Raw genomic sequence first — 16716 nt, 5'->3', positions numbered from 1 at the left:
CTTCCCTCTCCTTAACTAAACGTGACCGCTAAGCGGGCTTGTGCAATTTTGTCAACCGGTAGCGATACCGCTTTTTTTCTTGTCTTGATGCGTGTCTCGATCACGACCGTTTCCCCATCATATGCCGTCAAAATTCCTTCAAACTCTTTGGCACCATCGATCGGAGCGAACGTTTTCATGTAGACATTTTTGCCTACCGCACGTTCAAAATCGCTCGGCTTTTTCAGCGGACGCTCCGCACCAGGACTCGAGACATCAAGATAATAAGCCTGTTCAATCGGATCGGTTTCGTTTAGTTTTTCCGAGAGCTGTTCATTGATATTGACGCAATCGTCCAAATCGACGCCCCCCGGCTTATCGATATAGACACGCAAGAACCAGTCTGGACCTTCCTTAACAAATTCCACATCGACCAATTCCATGTTTTCTCGTTCTACGATCGGTAACGCAATCGATTCAACGACTTCTGTTATTTTGGACACTCTCATCCCTCCTTCTGGCTTTTACATACAAGAAAGGAGTAGGGTTCCCTACTCCTTTCCGTCGTAGTATCCAACTTTGTTCGATACTAATATATCATATTTTCCCGATAAATCGCAACTTACACCCCAAAATCAAAGAATGAGAGTTGGTTCTCATCAGGCAGACCTTCGAGACATTTCATCGTATCGAGTGTCTCGATGACCGTTTTCGAAAGTTTCGCACGTTTCCGCAAATCTTCTTTCGAAAGGAACTGTCCTTCTTCCCTTGCTTCGACAATCGCTTTTGCCGCATTCGTTCCCAGTCCATCGACCGCGTTGAAAGGTGGAATCAGCGTATTGTCTTCAATCAAGAACTCTGTCGCACTCGACCGATACAAGTCGATGTTTTGGAACTTCATTCCCCGCTCTAGCATTTCGAGCGCAAGTTCGAGGACCGTGTGTAGCCCTTTATCCTTCGCTGTCGCATCGAACCCTTTTTCTCGAATATCCGACATCGCCTTACGAACGGCCTGGGGACCTTTGATCATCGCGGACAAGTCGAAATCTCCCGCTCGAACGGTAAAGTACGTCGCGTAGTACAGAATCGGATGATGTACTTTAAAGTATGCAATCCGGACCGCCATTAACACGTAGGCAGTCGCGTGTGCTTTCGGGAACATGTACTTGATTTTCTTACAAGACGAGATATACCATTCCGGCACGTCATTCTCTCGCATCTCGGACTCCATCTCTTCCGTGAGCCCTTTCCCTTTCCGGACGGATTCCATGATTTTAAAGGCGAATGACGGTTCGAGGCCCGCGTAAATCAGATAGACCATGATGTCATCTCGACAACCAATCACATCCTTCAGTTCGCACGTCCCGTTATAAATCAATTCGTTCGCGTTCCCGAGCCAGACGTCTGTTCCGTGGGATAGACCGGAAATTTGAACGAGCTCCGAGAACGTCGACGGTTTTGTCTCTTCAAGCATCTGACGAACGAATTTCGTCCCGAATTCTGGAATCCCGAGCGTCCCGGTTTTCGATTCAATCTGTTCTGGTGTCACCCCAAGCACTTCTGGTGAAGAAAAAATCTTCATGACTGTCGGGTCATCTGTCGGAATCGTCTTTGGATCGATACCAGACAAATCCTGTAACATCCGGATGACGGTCGGGTCATCATGCCCGAGAATATCAAGTTTCAATAAGTTGTCATGGATGGAGTGGAAGTCGAAGTGAGTCGTCTTCCATTCAGACGAATTGTCATCCGCCGGATATTGAATCGGGGAGATATCCGCGATGTCCATATAGTCCGGTACGACGATGATACCCCCTGGGTGTTGCCCTGTCGTCCTTTTTACACCGGTGACCCCAGAAACGAGACGGTCGACTTCGGCGTTCCGGTAAATCTTATCGTTCTCGGTCGCATAGCCTTTCACGTATCCATAAGCCGTTTTGTCGGCAATCGTTCCGATTGTCCCGGCACGATAGACGTATTCTTCTCCGAACAGTACTTTTGTATAGGCGTGGGCATGCGGTTGATATTCACCTGAGAAGTTCAAGTCGATATCCGGTACTTTGTCCCCTTTGAAACCAAGGAATGTCTCGAACGGAATATCATGACCGTCTTTTTTGTACCACGTGCCGCACTCCGGACACTCCTTGTCTGGCAAGTCATACCCCGAACCGACCGATCCATCATTAAAGAAATGTGAGTGCTGACAGTTCGGACAGACGTAGTGAGGCGGTAGCGGGTTGACTTCGGTGATTTCCGTCATCGTTGCGACGAGACTCGACCCGACCGACCCCCGCGAACCGACCAGATATCCATCATCGAGTGATTTTTTAACGAGTTTATGCGAAATCAAATAAATGACGGCGAACCCGTGACCGATAATCGATTTGAGCTCTTTCTCAAGACGCGCCTCCACGATTTCAGGCAACTCGTCTCCATAGATGGAGCGAGCCATGTCGTAGCTCATATTCCGAACCTCATCATCTGCCCCTTCAATTTTAGGTGTGTACAAATCATCCGGGATGATTTGAATCGACTCAATCTGATCGGCGATTGCATTCGGATTCGTGATGACGATTTCACGCGCTAAATCGTCACCTAAAAACTTGAACTCTTCCATCATTTCTTTTGTCGTCCGGAAGTGCGCATGTGGTAATTCTTTACGCGTATTGATGAAGTTTGCCCCACCTTGTGTACGAATCAAGATTTCGCGATAAGACCGGTCGGACCGATCTAGATAGTGCACATTCCCTGTCGCACAGACCGGTAACTCGGCCTTCTCGGCGACACGAATGATGCGCTTAATGATTTCGCGGAGTTCTAATTCATTCGCCACAATCTCTTTATCAATCAAATGGTGGTAGAGTGCCGGCGGATGAATCTCGATAAAGTCATAAAATGACATCATCTTCTCGAGTTCATCATCCGACTTGTTCAAGGCGGCGTCAAAAATCTCCCCGTTATCACAAGCCGAACCAATCAATAATCCTTCTCGCCGTTTCACAAGCTCGGAACGTGGCATGCGTGCCATCCGATACAAGTAATCGATGTGAGATAAGGAGATGAGCTCGTATAAATGACGAAGTCCTGGCTTTTTGTTTTTCGCGTAGATGGTCGCATGGAACGGACGAATCTTCGATACGTCACTCCCGACTTTCGCGTTCAACGAGCGATGTGTCGTCATTTCGAACATCTGCTTAGCGAGATCGAGTAACTTCATGAGCAAATAGGCCGTTGCTTCCGCATCGTAAATGGCACGGTGATGTTGTGTCAGTTCGATATCGAATCGCTTCGCGAGTGTATTGAGTCGATGATTCTTCAACGTCGGCATCAACGTTCGAGCAAGTTCGAGCGTGTCGATGACCGGGTAATCGTCCGGTTCATGTCCACCACTACGGAGTGTCGCCTCGAGGAAGCCCATGTCGAATGACGCGTTATGGGCAACGAGAATGCTGTCGCCACACCACTCGACGAACTGTTTCGTGATCACTTCCGGGTCCGGTTGACCTTGGACCATGTCATCCGTGATCCCTGTCAATTCGATAGTGGTCGCTGACAAGGCATGTTTCGGGTCGGCGAACGCTTCAAACCGGTCAATGATTTCTCCGTCCTTGATTTTAACCCCAGCGAGTTCGATGATTTTATTGTAGACGGCAGAAAGTCCCGTCGTCTCGACGTCGAAGACGACGTATGTCGCATCATCCAATGCCACATCGGTCGCATGATAAGCGACAGGGACACCATCGTTGACGACGTTCGCCTCGACTCCGTATAACACTTTGATATCATTTTTCTTCCCGGCGTAATAGGCTTCCGGGAACGCCTGAACTCCAGCATGGTCGGTAATGGCAATGGCACGGTGTCCCCATTTTGCGGCACGAGCGACGAGCGACGAGACGTTTGTGACGGCATCCATTTGGCTCATCTGTGTATGCGCGTGAAGTTCGACGCGCTTCTCACCTTCCCATTCGTCACGTGGTGGTTCTACTTTCACTTCTTGAAGTTGAGATGCCATCATACATAGTTCGCGCATGAACGAATCATCTTCGACCCGACCGGCCGTTTGAATCCACATCCCTTTTTTGACGGCACTAAGCATACGGTCGTCATCGTCATCGCGTGCAAATACCTTCACAATCAATGAGTCTGTGTAATCCGTCATCTTGAACGTGAATAGTTTCTTACCACTCTTCAACTCTTTGCGCTCTGCTGAGAAGACGAGTCCACGAATCGCGACACGTCGTTCTTCCTCGATAATCGTCTTGATTGGGACAATCTCATCTTTAATGAGCGCACCCATCCGGATTTCTGTAATCGGTTCGTCGTTCGTTTCTGTTGCCTTGGCGAATTGAGCAGCCAGTGCCATTTTCGCTTGTTCGATATCTTCTTGAACGACCTGTTCGCGAAGGGCTTGATTTGCCTCAGCGTCTTCCGAAAATTGAGCCTGACACGGTTTTTTTGTGAACCCATAGGCACTATAGAGCGCCTGTACTTCTTGACAGAGCTCTTTGTCCACATAACTCGCCTCAGGTGCGGAACGCACCGGAATCATAAGTTTGTTCTGCTCGAATCGTGGCGAAACGGAGCCGAAATAACTGCGCATCGCGCCAGATACTTGGCTCAACTCGCTGACGATTCGTGGCCAATAGTCGATATAGTCTTGCTCGCTTCCACCCGCTTCTGTCGAGAACCGAGCGTACACCTCATCCGCAAACGTTGCATAACGGCTTTCTAGTCGACTCATGAACAATTGATGCACGTCGTATGGCAATACTGCTGGAAATGAAAAATAGAACGTCCACGTCCGTCGCTTCTTATTGACGACGAGTCGTGAGAGTTCGGCCTGATCAAACAGGTCCGTCTCGGTCGTGATCCCAAGGTCACTTAATAATAATTGCATCTTTTGATTTGCTTCCACGGGTCCGTCTTTCCCCCTTTATGCCAATTCGACAAATGAAGGTGACCGCTTCCGCTGTCACCTTCATCCATTAATGAACTTCGCTAAATTTTGAAGCGATGACTTCTTTCAATTCATCGATTGATGTCTCAATCACTTCACCTGTTGCACGTACTTTCACTTCAACGATGCCTTCGCCGGCTTTTTTCCCGACATTCACGCGAATCGGGAGTCCGATCAAATCTGCATCGGCAAACTTGACGCCCGCACGTTCTTTCCGGTCGTCGAACAAGATATCGTATGTTTGACCGAGCTCTTCATAAAGACGGTTCGCCAACTCGACTTGCGTCTCATCTTTTGCGTTGATTGCAATCAAATGGAGATCGAACGGCGCTACGTTACGTGGCCAAATGATTCCACGGTCGTCGTGATGTTGTTCGACGATGGCTGAAAGTGTGCGTGACACCCCAATGCCGTAGCAACCCATGATGAGTGGTTCGGCACGACCCTCTTCGTTGAGGAATGTAGCACCCATCGCTTCTGAATATCGTGTTCCGAGTTTAAATACTTGTCCCACTTCAATCCCACGAGCAAAACGAACCGGACCGGACTCATCCGGTGCCAAATCACCTTCGACAACGAAACGCAAATCGTGGTATGTCATCTCGGCAAGGTCGCGCGCAGCATTTACACCCGTGTAGTGCGTGTTCGCCTCGTTAGCACCACAGACAGCATCCACTAAGTATTTGACCGCATAGTCGGCAACGACTTTGACCGGAGCGTTAATCGGTCCGAGTGTACCTGGTGCACAGTTGAACAACTCAACGATTTTCGCTTCATCTTCAAGTTGAATGTCGAGACCACCGAGTGCATTCTTCACTTTGACTTCATTCGCTTCGTGGTCGCCACGAACGATTGCCATGACAGTTTCGCCATCCACGTTAAACAAGACAGATTTGATTGTCGTCTTCGGATCCACATTCAAGAATGCCGCCACGTCCTCAATCGTACGATTTTCTTCCGTGTTCACTTTTTCGAGCGGCCGAACGTCAGTTTGTTGCATCTCATAACGGTCGAGCGTTTCCGCCATCTCGATGTTCGCCGCATAGTTCGACGTGTCCGTGTAGACAATTGTATCTTCACCAATATCCGCAAGCGCTTGGAATTCATGCGTGTCTTTCCCGCCGATTGCCCCAGAGTCTGCGACGACCGGACGATACTTCAGTCCTGTACGGTCGAAGATACGTGAGTACGCATTATACATGTTTGTATATTCTTCATCTAAGTCTTCTTGTGTCGCGTGGAATGAATAGGCGTCTTTCATCAAGAATTCGCGTCCGCGCAGCAATCCAAAACGTGGTCGACGCTCATCACGATACTTCGTTTGAATCTGGTACAAGTTCATCGGTAGTTTTTTATACGAGTTGAGCTCGTCTCGGACGATCGATGTAATCAATTCTTCGTGTGTCGCACCGAGTGCGAAGCGACGGTCATGACGGTCCGTCAAGCGCATCAACTCAGGACCGTAAATACCCCATCGTCCTGTCTCTTCCCAAAGTTCTGCCGGTTGGATGGCAGGCATCAATAGCTCTTGAGCTCCGGCACGATTCATCTCTTCACGGATGATCGTTTGGATGTTGTGTAACACTTTATGTCCGAGTGGAAGATAAGAATAAATTCCTGCCGCATTTTGACGGATGAATCCTCCACGGACGAGGAGTTGATGGCTGACCGCTTCCGCGTCAGCCGGCACTTCTCTCAATGTAGGCATGAGCAATCTAGATTGTTTCATACAGTTCAACGTTTCCCTTCTCTACAAACAGCTTATTTAAAGAATGATTGAATGTCGTTCCAAGTGACAATCAACATTAAAATCATCAAGAGTGCGAATCCGATAAAGTGGACGAATCCTTCCTTTTTCGGATCGATTGGACGTCCGCGTACCGCTTCGAACAAGAGGAAAATCAAACGTCCTCCGTCTAACGCTGGCAATGGGAGCAAGTTGAAGATGGCAAGGTTGACGGAGAGAAGCGCTGTCCAATTCAACAGCATGATCAAACCGCTCGCCGCTACTTCATCTGTCATCCGTACAATCCCTACCGGACCTGCTAGTTGATCGACACCGACTTGTCCTGTCACCAAATCACCGACCGCAGAGAAGATCAGCGTCGACATCGTCCATGTCGTTTCCGCCCCCGTCGTCACGGCTTTGACCGGTGATCGTTCGAGCGCGTTCGTGACACCAAGAATCCCGACCGTCTCTCCGTTTTGTTCGACTGCTTGTGGTGTAAGGGTGACAGTTGCTTCCTCTCCATCGCGGACATACGTGACTTCCGTAGGGGTGTCCGCGCGGTCTTCTAAAGCAGATCGTAAGTCGAGCCAATCGGTAATCGGCTCGCCTTCAATCGAGACGATTTCATCCCCACTCATCAAACCAGCCTCATCAGCGGCTGAATCCGGTTGAACCGTACCAATTTGACCATCGTTCGTTGGGGTTCCTTGAACGAGCCCAACAATGATGAGCAAGATGAACGCCAAGACAAAGTTCATCGCCGGACCGGCTGCGATGGCCAAGACACGCTTCCAAACCGACTGGGCCCCAAACGTTCGATCATACGGTGCAATTTGAATTTCCATCCCTTGGTCGACAAGGAGTGTGTCTCGCTCTAATGAATAGACCCGCACTTCCTCATCGATGAGAAGTTGAACTTTCAACTCATGTGTCGAATCGAACTTATCGACGGTTCCGACGACATGGACATCTGTAGCCGTGTCCGGTTGGAAGTAGACACGATCGACCGTCCCCTGTTCAGTGAGACGAAGTCCGACATGCTGACCCGCTCGGACTTCAATCGGTTCAAAATCTTCTCCGGCCATTTTGACGTAGCCACCGATTGGTAAAAGACGAATGGTATAGAGCGTTTCATTTTTACGGAATGAAACAATTTTTGGACCGAATCCGATTGCAAACTCGTGACAGAGAATGCCTGCCCGTTTCGCCATGACGAGGTGTCCCCATTCGTGTACCGAAATGAGAACGCCAAACATCAAAACGATGGCGATAAAAGTCGTCATGATTTATTCCCCACCTTCAATTCCTTGCTGAATCTGTTGACGTACTGCTTGGTCAACTTCTAGAATTTGCGCGAGCGTCGGCTCGGCAATGACCTCATGTCGAGCCATCGCTTCTTCGACGAGTCGTTCAATCTCTAAAAACGTGATCTGACCGTTCAAGAATAGGTCCACTGCCACTTCATTGGCTGCATTCAAGACGGTTGGCATGGAACCACCGGCTCTTCCTGCTTCGAACGCTAACCGGAGTGCCGGGTAACGATTGAAATCAGCCTCTTCAAAATGCAGCTTTCCGATTTCCTTCAAGTTTAACCGCTTATTCCCCTCGATTTCAAGCCGCTTCGGTCCCGATAGCGCATAAAGGATCGGACCACGCATATCCGGGTTTCCAAGCTGGGCCATCACGGCAGCATCTTTAAATTCGACCATCGAATGAATAATCGATTCTCGATGCAAGATGACTTCAATATCATTATAATCGATATCGAACAGCCAGTGTGCCTCGATGACTTCCAAGCCTTTGTTGAACATCGTCGCCGAATCGATTGTGATTTTTGCTCCCATTGACCAGTTCGGATGATTCAGTGCGTCTTCAACAGTCACATCAGCCAGCTCATCGCGTGAACGATCACGGAAACTACCGCCTGAAGCCGTTAGAATAATCTTTGATACATCTTCTCTTCGTTCCCCGTTCAAACATTGATAAATCGCGGAGTGTTCACTGTCGACAGGCAATAGGTTGACCCCATGTTCTTTCACGGCTGCTTTGACAAGATGTCCTGCGGTAACGAGTGTTTCCTTGTTGGCGAGTGCAATATCTTTCCCTGCTTGAATCGCCGCAAGCGTCGGTTCGAGTCCAACTGCTCCAACGACTGCCGTCACGACGATGTCAGCCCGTTCTGCCGTCGCACACTCCTTCAGCCCCTCCGGTCCAATAAAATAGAGAGGTTCATATGTAAGACGTGGCTTCAACTGCTCGAGTACTTCGATACTCGTTGCCGACACATATTTTGGTCTAAGTCGATTGATCCATTCCGTGGCGACATCAACGTTCGTTCCGAACGCATACGCCTCAAGTTCAAACAGGTCGGGGTGCTGTTCGATGACGTCACAAGTTTGAACGCCAATCGAACCAGTCCCACCAATTAAGCTAATTCGCTTCATTTCGACACTCCTTTTTAAAGCAGATTAAACACCCAAATGACAGTAAAGACCGCAATCATACTATCAAACCGGTCTAAAATGCCACCATGTCCTGGTAACAGGTGACCCGAATCTTTGACTCCATACTGGCGCTTATAAGCAGACTGCACCAAATCTCCGAGCTGTCCGACTACCGCCACGACAATCGCTAAAATGACGACCTCAATTATCGGCAAGATCGGATCAATCCAGACGAAGATGATACCGAGTACAATCGCAGACACAATGCCCCCAATCGCCCCTTCAATCGTCTTATTCGGACTAATCGATGGCCATAATTTGGCTTTCCCGAATGCCTTTCCGGTAAAATATGCTCCCGAGTCCGTCGCCCAAATCATAAACAAGATCAGCAACACTTTCGATAGACCGTCCTCAGAGAGCCGGACTAACGCAAAACTAGAGAAACCGACGACCAAATAGACCGCTGATACGAAGTAAAAACTAGCGTCTTCATACGTGAATCGATTTTTCGTGACCACTGTCCAAAACAGCAACAACACGAGCCCTAAGACGAGCCATTGTTCAATCGAGAACGGAAGTTCATCCGTGACAACCTGATTCTCAATCAATAATAAGAGGAATGGGAACGCCACGAGGAGCGCTGTCACCAAGAATGGAAACGCCAACAGCTTATGCTGTCGCATCAACGTGAATTCACTCAATCCGATGAGTGCTAAAATCCCCATCAATGAAACAAATGCATTTCCTCCAAGCGCAATTACCGTGATGAAGATGGCTCCTGCCCATAGTCCTGTAATAATACGTGTCTTCATGTTACACCCCACCAAAACGTCGCGTGCGCGCGTTGTATGATTCAATCGCTTCTACAAAATGCTCACGCTTAAATTCCGGCCACAATACTTCTGTGAAATGAAGTTCAGCATACGCGCTTTGCCATAATAAAAAGTTAGAGAGTCGTTGTTCCCCGCTCGTCCGAATAACGAGATCCACGTCTTGGACGTGTGTCATGAGCCGTTCACCAATCATACGGTCATCGATGTCGTCTGCCTGAACCAAACCGGACTGAACGTCTCCTGCAATGCTGCGCATCGCTTGAACGAGCTCATCCCGTCCCCCGTAGTTGAGTGCGAAGACAAGATTCAACCCTGTGTTCGCAACGGTCCGTTCTCTCGCCTCGTTAACGGCTTCTCGTGTCTCTCGTGGGAGTTTTGACGTATCTCCCGCAACGAGCACTCGTACATTCTGTTCGTGGAGTTCTTTCAAATCGGTCTCCAAAAACTGTTTCGGCAGTTTCATCAAGAATGAGACTTCCTCTTCCGGACGAGTCCAATTCTCTGTAGAGAACGCATAAAGCGTCAGAGACCGAATCCCGAGTTCTTGTGCTGTTCGTACCGCTTCCCGGATGGACTTCATCCCTTCCCGGTGACCCATGATGCGAGGGAGACCACGTTTTTTGGCCCAGCGTCCATTTCCATCCATAATGATGGCTACGTGCTCAGGAACACTTAACTCCGCCTCGATTTTCGTTTTAGGATTCACCCATTTAAACATTCTGTTATCCTCCTGATTGTATGAAAGAAGGACCCTCTCAGAAAAAGGGTCCCCACACAGCTTTTTGGTATACCACTTCCGTGATTACACTTCCATGATTTCTTTTTCTTTAATTGCTGCAGATTCATCAATCTTCTTGATATACGAATCCGTCAACGTTTGAACGTCATCTGCATATCCGCGGAGATCGTCTTCTGTTAACTCGCCATCTTTCTCGAGTTTCTTCAAGTTTTCATTTGCGTCACGACGAACGTTACGGACAGCGACTTTCGCTTCTTCTGCGTATTTTTTCGTGACTTTAACTAATTCTTTACGACGTTCTTCCGTCAATGCAGGAATCGCCAAACGAATGACCGTACCGTCAGATGATGGAGACAAGCCGAGGTCTGCCTTTTGAATCGCTTTCTCTACTTCAGAAACCATTGACTTATCCCATGGTTGAATCAAAAGTAGGCGCGCTTCTGGTGTATTGATGTTTGCCACTTGATTGAGTGGTGTTGGGACACCATAGTAATCAACTTGGACAGGATCCAAAATCGATGCGCTGGCACGGCCAGTGCGAAGCGTTCCAAAATCACGTTTAAGTGAAGAATGCGCTTTTTCCATTTTTTCTTCAGCTGTTTTCAATACTTCTTTGACACTCATGAATTGACTCCTCCTACTACCGTCCCGATATGTTCCCCGAGAACGACACGTTTAATGTTACCTTCTTCAAGCAATGAGAATACAATCAATGGAATGTGGTTGTCCATACAAAGTGACGTTGCTGTCGAATCCATGACTTGAAGTCCATCCTTTAAGACGTCAAGATAAGACAACGTATCGTACTTCACTGCCGTCGCGTCCAATTTCGGATCAGCTGAATAGACGCCGTCCACATTGTTTTTACCCATTAAGATGACATCAGCTTCGATTTCAGCCGCACGGAGGGCAGCTGTCGTATCCGTTGAGAAATATGGGTTTCCTGTGCCGGCCGCAAAGATAACGACGCGTCCTTTTTCAAGATGACGCATTGCGCGACGACGAATGTATGGTTCAGCAACTTGTCGCATTTCAATTGATGTTTGGACGCGCGTTTGGACACCGTACGTTTCAAGGCTATCTTGAAGAGCAAGTGAGTTCAATACAGTTGCGAGCATACCCATGTAATCTGCGTTTGCCCGATCCATCCCGAGTTCACTACCCGTCTTTCCACGCCAAATGTTTCCGGCACCTACAACAACGGCGACTTCTACACCCATCTCGATCAATTCTTTAATTTGACTTGAGATTGAGTTTACAATGTTAGGGTCGATCCCGTAACCTTGATCTCCAGCGAGCGCTTCTCCACTCAATTTTAACACAATTCGTTTATATTTCGGTTCCATAACTTTGCCTCCTCTTGCTTGAAAAAAGGGAACACGCTCCCTTAACGAACTAACTCAAGGTTATACAGACGTGTTCCCATTTTTAGTTGCATCACTGATTGTGACACAGATTATTTTTTAAGTTGGTTCATAACTTCTTCAGCAAAGTTCTCTTCACGTTTCTCCATACCTTCTCCTACTTCGAAGCGTACGAACGAGTTGATTTTTCCGCCTTTTGATTCTACGTACTTACCAACTTTGAAGTCGCTGTCTTTTACGAACGTTTGGTCAACGAGGCAGATTTCCTCGAAGTACTTGTTCATACGACCAGCAATCATCTTCTCAACGATGTTAGCAGGCTTGCCTTCGTTAAGTGCTTGCTCAGTCAAGACTTTCTTCTCGCGGTCGATTTCTTCAGCTGATACTTCATCGCGTGTCGCGTAAAGTGGACGTGCTGCAGCAACGTGCATTGCAACGTCTTTAGCAACTGTTTCGTCAGATGTGCCGTCGATTACAACGACTGACCCGATGCGACCACCCATGTGGAGGTACGTACCGAATACTGCATCGTCAGCTTTTTCAAGAACAGCTACACGACGGAGTGAGATTTTCTCTCCGATTGTAGAAGCTTCTTCTTGAATGTACGTTTCAAGTGTTTTACCTGCTTCGTACTCAGCCGCGAGTGCAGCTTCTGCAGTTGTTGCGCCTGATGCGAGTACTGCTTTTGCTACGTTGTTCACGAGTGTTTGGAACTTCTCGTTCTTCGCAACGAAGTCTGTTTCTGAGTTGATTTCGACGAGCACAGCTTTGTTGCCTTCAACTGCTACTGCTGTCAAACCTTCAGCGGCGATACGATCACCTTTTGCTGCTGCTTTAGCGATTCCTTTTTCGCGAAGGAAGTCGATTGCTGCTTGCATGTCACCGTCTGTTTCAACGAGTGCTTTTTTGCAATCAAGCATTCCTGCTCCTGTTTTTTCACGAAGTTCTTTTACCATTGCTGCTGTAACTGCCATCGGAAATTCCTCCTTGTAAAACTAACGAATTTTAAGAAAAAGCACAGGGCTTTTTGATTACATGTCCTAAAAAAAGGTGATAAAAGGCTTTCCCTTTATCACCTATTGTCTCACTGATTACTCAGCTTCTGTAGCTTCAGCTTCTGTCGCTACAGCTTCTTCAGCAACTTCTTCTTCACCTTGCTTCGCTTCGATGATTGCATCTGCCATCTTAGAAGTGAGCAATTTAACTGCACGAATTGCATCGTCGTTCGCTGGGATTACGTAGTCGATTTCGTCTGGGTCACAGTTTGTGTCGACAATCGCAACGATTGGGATGTTCAATTTGTGAGCTTCCGCGATTGCGATACGCTCTTTACGTGGGTCAACGATGAAGAGGGCGTCAGGCACACCAGGCATATCCTTGATTCCGCCGAGGAACTTCTCAAGACGAGTCATTTCTTTCTTCAAGATGATGACTTCTTTCTTAGGAAGTACTTCGAACGTGCCGTCTTCTTCCATTTTTTCGAGTTGCTTCAAGCGGTTGATACGCTTTTTGATTGTTGAGAAGTTAGTGAGTGTTCCACCCAACCAACGCTCGTTAATGAAGAACATTCCAGAACGGATTGCTTCCTCTTTGATTGTATCTTGAGCTTGTTTTTTCGTACCAACGAAGAGGACGTTTCCGCCTTCTGCCGCGAGTTCACGAACAAAGTTGTAAGCTTCGTCTACTTTTTTGACCGTCTTTTGAAGGTCGATGATGTAGATCCCGTTACGCTCTGTGAAGATGTATTTCGCCATTTTTGGGTTCCAACGGCGTGTTTGGTGACCGAAGTGTACACCAGCTTCAAGCAATTGCTTCATTGAAATTACTGCCATGATAAATTTCCTCCTTGTGGTTTAAAAAAGTCCTCCGCCTCGTTCATTGTTGTATTCCGACCTTTCGGCACCGAGGAATATCATCCCGAGACGTGTGTGATGTGTTTAACACCGAGAATTACTATAGCATATGTCACGAAATCCGGCAACTCTCACTTTTTACGAAGTTTCGCATAAAGCGCAAGCTCGCCCTCGCCTTTTCCGAGGATACGGGCAGCGTCCCGCACGGAATGTCGCAACAAGACATCGTCCACGTCGATTGACGCGGACGGGGTCGTCTCTTCTGTCGCCTCTACGACCGTTTGGACGGACTCATTGACAGGGAGCGATGAAGCTTCTTCCTGTTGAACCAGGTTCGAACGTTCAACGGGTTCTTGAACAACGAGGTCGTTCATCGACTCCATGAATGAAAGAAGCAACGTTTCGGTCTCTTGCTTCTCTCGTTCGAGCCGTTCGACTCGTTCCTGAAGCGCTTGGACTTGTCGGTAGCCGAATAAAAAACCGTAAGCAACCAAACAAGCTGTGATCACATATACAATATACACTTGTTCATCTCCTTACGATGTCTTTTCTTCTAAATAGGACCGACCGAGCGCGTGTTTTAATGTCTTCAACGCTTTGGAATGAATTTGCGAAATCCGTGATGTTGACAGTTCGAGCACTTCCCCAATCTCCGTCAACGTCAGTTCGTCAAAGTAAAACAAAGAGACGACGAGTCGTTCTTTTTCGGATAAATGGTCGACTTCTGCTGCCAGCACATCAATCAATTCGCGTTGCAACAACGTATCTTCTGGCTTTTCAGAATCCGGGTCGAAATACGTGACAGACATGACTTTTCCTTCTTCTTGCAACGTCACGGCCTCATCAATCGACAACATATTGGCAAAGTACCCTTCCGCCATCGTTCGTTCGATTTCTGCAATCGGTAAGTCACATGCCGAAGCTAACTCGCTCTTCGTTGGAGCACGATGTAACGACTGTTCAAGCTGTTCTGCCACGTGATCGATTTTTTTCACTTTTTCTCGAACCGACCGAGGTAACCAATCCACTTTTCGTAAACCGTCGATAATGGCTCCACGAATCCGAAACGCAGCATACGTATCAAATTTATTATTGTGCTCTGGATCATATTTCATAAGGGCATCGTACAATCCCATGTAACCCAAACTTTTCAATTCGTCGCGTTCGACGCTCTTTGGAAGCGTCACGATCATCCGTTGTACGTGGTAGTGGATGAGAAACTCGTAATGTGCTAGTAATTCGTTTGCTGTATCCATATCACGGTCCATATTCCAGCGATCCCACAACTGTGTAAGATGAGTCGTCATGTCGATCCCCCCTTATAGTTCTTTCGTACCCACGCTCACCGTCCGAATCGATAAGACAGATGTTGCGACATCAAACTCGATTGTCCGCCCGTTATGTCCGCCACAATCTTCTGCCACGAGCGGAATACGATGGACTTTTAATGCTTGGCGGATGGCCTCGGCGTTTCGCTCACCGATTCGCATCGCCTCGTTCTCATATTTAAACTGAAACATCTGAGCGCCGCCCGCCATCTTTGCTTGAAGCCGCGTGGCCCCTTCTCGTTTCAATGAATGCACGAGTGTATCAATGGCTGTATCTGCGTATTTTCCTACTTCAATCGTCTGGTTCTTACGAGCAATCGTCGAGTCCGGCAACATGACATGTGCCATCGCTGCCAATTGGAGGCGGGTGTCATATAAAATGACACCCACACATGACCCGAGTCCGGCTGTACGTAACCGATTTGGTGCGGTCGTCTGCTTCCATTCGGCAATGCCGATTTTTAATACATCAGCCATTGCCAAGCAACCGTTCTTGAATCCGTTTGAGCGACCCATGTGTTGGTAGGAACAACACATGTCCTGCACTTACTTTTTGATCAATCATAAATGTCGTGTCGATATAGAGCGCCGCGTCTTCCTCAGGTTGTACAGACGTGACGACAAATTCAACAATCGAACCTGCCATATCGATGGCCGTTGCCGGCACTTGAATCATAATCGGTGTCTGTAACCAGTCACCTAGCGCTCGCGCATAAGCACCGCTCATAATATTCCCGACCTCTTCCCAAGCCGATTGGCCGAGCTCATCAAAAGAATCAAATGAATATGGCATCCCAATCAAGGTCGAAACCATTTGCTCGGCATCTTCTACGGCGAACAAAATGAGGATCATTCCACGAATATCACCATCTAATTCCAACAAGACCGAGGCAACATGTCGTTCCGGACCGCCGACTCGCTCTGGTAAATAAGTGATCGGTTCCATTTCGGCAGAAGACACGGTAATGTTCACCGGTTTCGAAAGCATTGCCGACAAGGCAGTCGCCGCATGTCCAGACCCTATATTTCCCAGTTCCTTTAACAGGTCTTGTTCAAACTCACTCAGCATACTGTTCCTCAAACAACGCATTCGCATCGAGTAAAGAGAAGAGTTTATCTTCTCCTTTTGCGATGGCTGTCAGATGTGCCGAGAGCATATCGCGGCTCGATTCCGGAATCGGTTCGATTCGAACTTCGTCGCTTTCCACGACCTCATTCGCACGGTCGACGATAAATCCGGCATCTCCTTGATTCAACGAGGCGATCAGGATGCGCGTTTCATCCGTTGGTTCGATTTCTTCGTAGCCGAGTCGCAAGCGAAGGTCGATGACCGGCGTGACGACACCACGAAGGTTGATGACCCCTTTCACATGTGACGGTGCGTTCGGCACTCGTGTGATCGGCTGAAGTCGCTCGATTGAACGGACCGACTGTACGTCGATCCCATACGTATTTTCTTCAAGTGAAAAGACTACCCATTTCTGTTCCAT

At 48.0% G+C, this 16716-nt stretch carries 16 protein-coding genes; all 16 read right to left on the bottom strand.

Translation table 11 applies throughout. From position 1 onward, the window contains the following. Positions 1–11: 11 nt before the first annotated feature. The 16 genes from rimP to F3H97_RS03345 all read right to left on the bottom strand — a co-directional run bounded on the left by rimP (position 12) and on the right by F3H97_RS03345 (position 16716). Positions 12–488, bottom strand: coding sequence for a ribosome maturation factor RimP (gene rimP, locus F3H97_RS03420; RefSeq protein ID WP_193343250.1), 477 nt, complete (start codon positions 486–488; stop codon positions 12–14). 113 nt (positions 489–601) lie between these two features. Then, a complete protein-coding gene (locus F3H97_RS03415) occupies positions 602–4894 on the bottom strand; it encodes a PolC-type DNA polymerase III (RefSeq protein WP_196430552.1) in 4293 nt (1430 codons plus the stop codon). Between the two features lie 70 nt (positions 4895–4964). Continuing rightward, positions 4965–6665, bottom strand: a complete 1701-nt coding sequence (locus tag F3H97_RS03410; protein WP_196431834.1) for a proline--tRNA ligase — start codon at positions 6663–6665, stop codon at positions 4965–4967. Positions 6666–6697: 32 nt separating this feature from the next. Further along, complete coding sequence (rseP, locus tag F3H97_RS03405; protein WP_015881422.1) at positions 6698–7948, bottom strand: RIP metalloprotease RseP; 1251 nt, start codon at positions 7946–7948, stop codon at positions 6698–6700. Positions 7949–7951: 3 nt separating this feature from the next. Beyond that, positions 7952–9109, bottom strand: coding sequence for a 1-deoxy-D-xylulose-5-phosphate reductoisomerase (dxr, locus tag F3H97_RS03400; RefSeq protein WP_196430551.1), 1158 nt, complete (start codon positions 9107–9109; stop codon positions 7952–7954). Between the two features lie 14 nt (positions 9110–9123). Next, a complete protein-coding gene (locus F3H97_RS03395) occupies positions 9124–9921 on the bottom strand; it encodes a phosphatidate cytidylyltransferase (RefSeq protein WP_159562101.1) in 798 nt (265 codons plus the stop codon). Between the two features lies 1 nt (position 9922). Further along, a complete protein-coding gene (locus F3H97_RS03390; RefSeq protein WP_159562100.1) occupies positions 9923–10660 on the bottom strand; it encodes an undecaprenyl pyrophosphate synthase in 738 nt (245 codons plus the stop codon). Between the two features lie 84 nt (positions 10661–10744). After that, positions 10745–11305, bottom strand: a complete 561-nt coding sequence (gene frr / locus F3H97_RS03385; protein ID WP_031421698.1) for a ribosome recycling factor — start codon at positions 11303–11305, stop codon at positions 10745–10747. Continuing rightward, entirely contained in the window at positions 11302–12027 is a 726-nt protein-coding gene (gene pyrH, locus F3H97_RS03380) for a UMP kinase (protein WP_015881417.1), read from the bottom strand. Before pyrH ends, frr begins: the two co-directional genes overlap by 4 nt. Positions 12028–12137: 110 nt before the next feature. Then, positions 12138–13019: a translation elongation factor Ts gene (gene tsf / locus F3H97_RS03375; protein WP_078146717.1), complete on the bottom strand. Its 882-nt coding sequence runs from the start codon at positions 13017–13019 to the stop codon at positions 12138–12140. Between the two features lie 117 nt (positions 13020–13136). Beyond that, a complete protein-coding gene (gene rpsB, locus F3H97_RS03370; RefSeq protein ID WP_015881415.1) occupies positions 13137–13877 on the bottom strand; it encodes a 30S ribosomal protein S2 in 741 nt (246 codons plus the stop codon). A 152-nt stretch (positions 13878–14029) separates the two neighbouring features. After that, on the bottom strand, positions 14030–14422 hold the full coding sequence (locus F3H97_RS03365; RefSeq protein ID WP_196430550.1) for a hypothetical protein: 393 nt from the start codon (positions 14420–14422) through the stop codon (positions 14030–14032). Between the two features lie 12 nt (positions 14423–14434). Further along, positions 14435–15205, bottom strand: coding sequence for a FliA/WhiG family RNA polymerase sigma factor (locus F3H97_RS03360; protein WP_078146715.1), 771 nt, complete (start codon positions 15203–15205; stop codon positions 14435–14437). A 12-nt stretch (positions 15206–15217) separates the two neighbouring features. Continuing rightward, positions 15218–15703: a chemotaxis protein CheD gene (locus F3H97_RS03355; protein ID WP_031421691.1), complete on the bottom strand. Its 486-nt coding sequence runs from the start codon at positions 15701–15703 to the stop codon at positions 15218–15220. Then, a complete protein-coding gene (locus tag F3H97_RS03350) occupies positions 15696–16295 on the bottom strand; it encodes a chemotaxis protein CheC (protein WP_015881411.1) in 600 nt (199 codons plus the stop codon). Before F3H97_RS03350 ends, F3H97_RS03355 begins: the two co-directional genes overlap by 8 nt. Further along, positions 16285–16716, bottom strand: a complete 432-nt coding sequence (locus tag F3H97_RS03345) for a chemotaxis protein CheW (protein ID WP_015881410.1) — start codon at positions 16714–16716, stop codon at positions 16285–16287. Before F3H97_RS03345 ends, F3H97_RS03350 begins: the two co-directional genes overlap by 11 nt.

It is taken from the genome of Exiguobacterium sp. SRB7LM, assembly GCF_015712685.1.
Lineage (GTDB): Bacteria > Bacillota > Bacilli > Exiguobacteriales > Exiguobacteriaceae > Exiguobacterium > Exiguobacterium profundum.
Note: the sequence above shows the minus strand (reverse complement) of the source record. Positions and strands in the feature narration are given on the sequence as shown.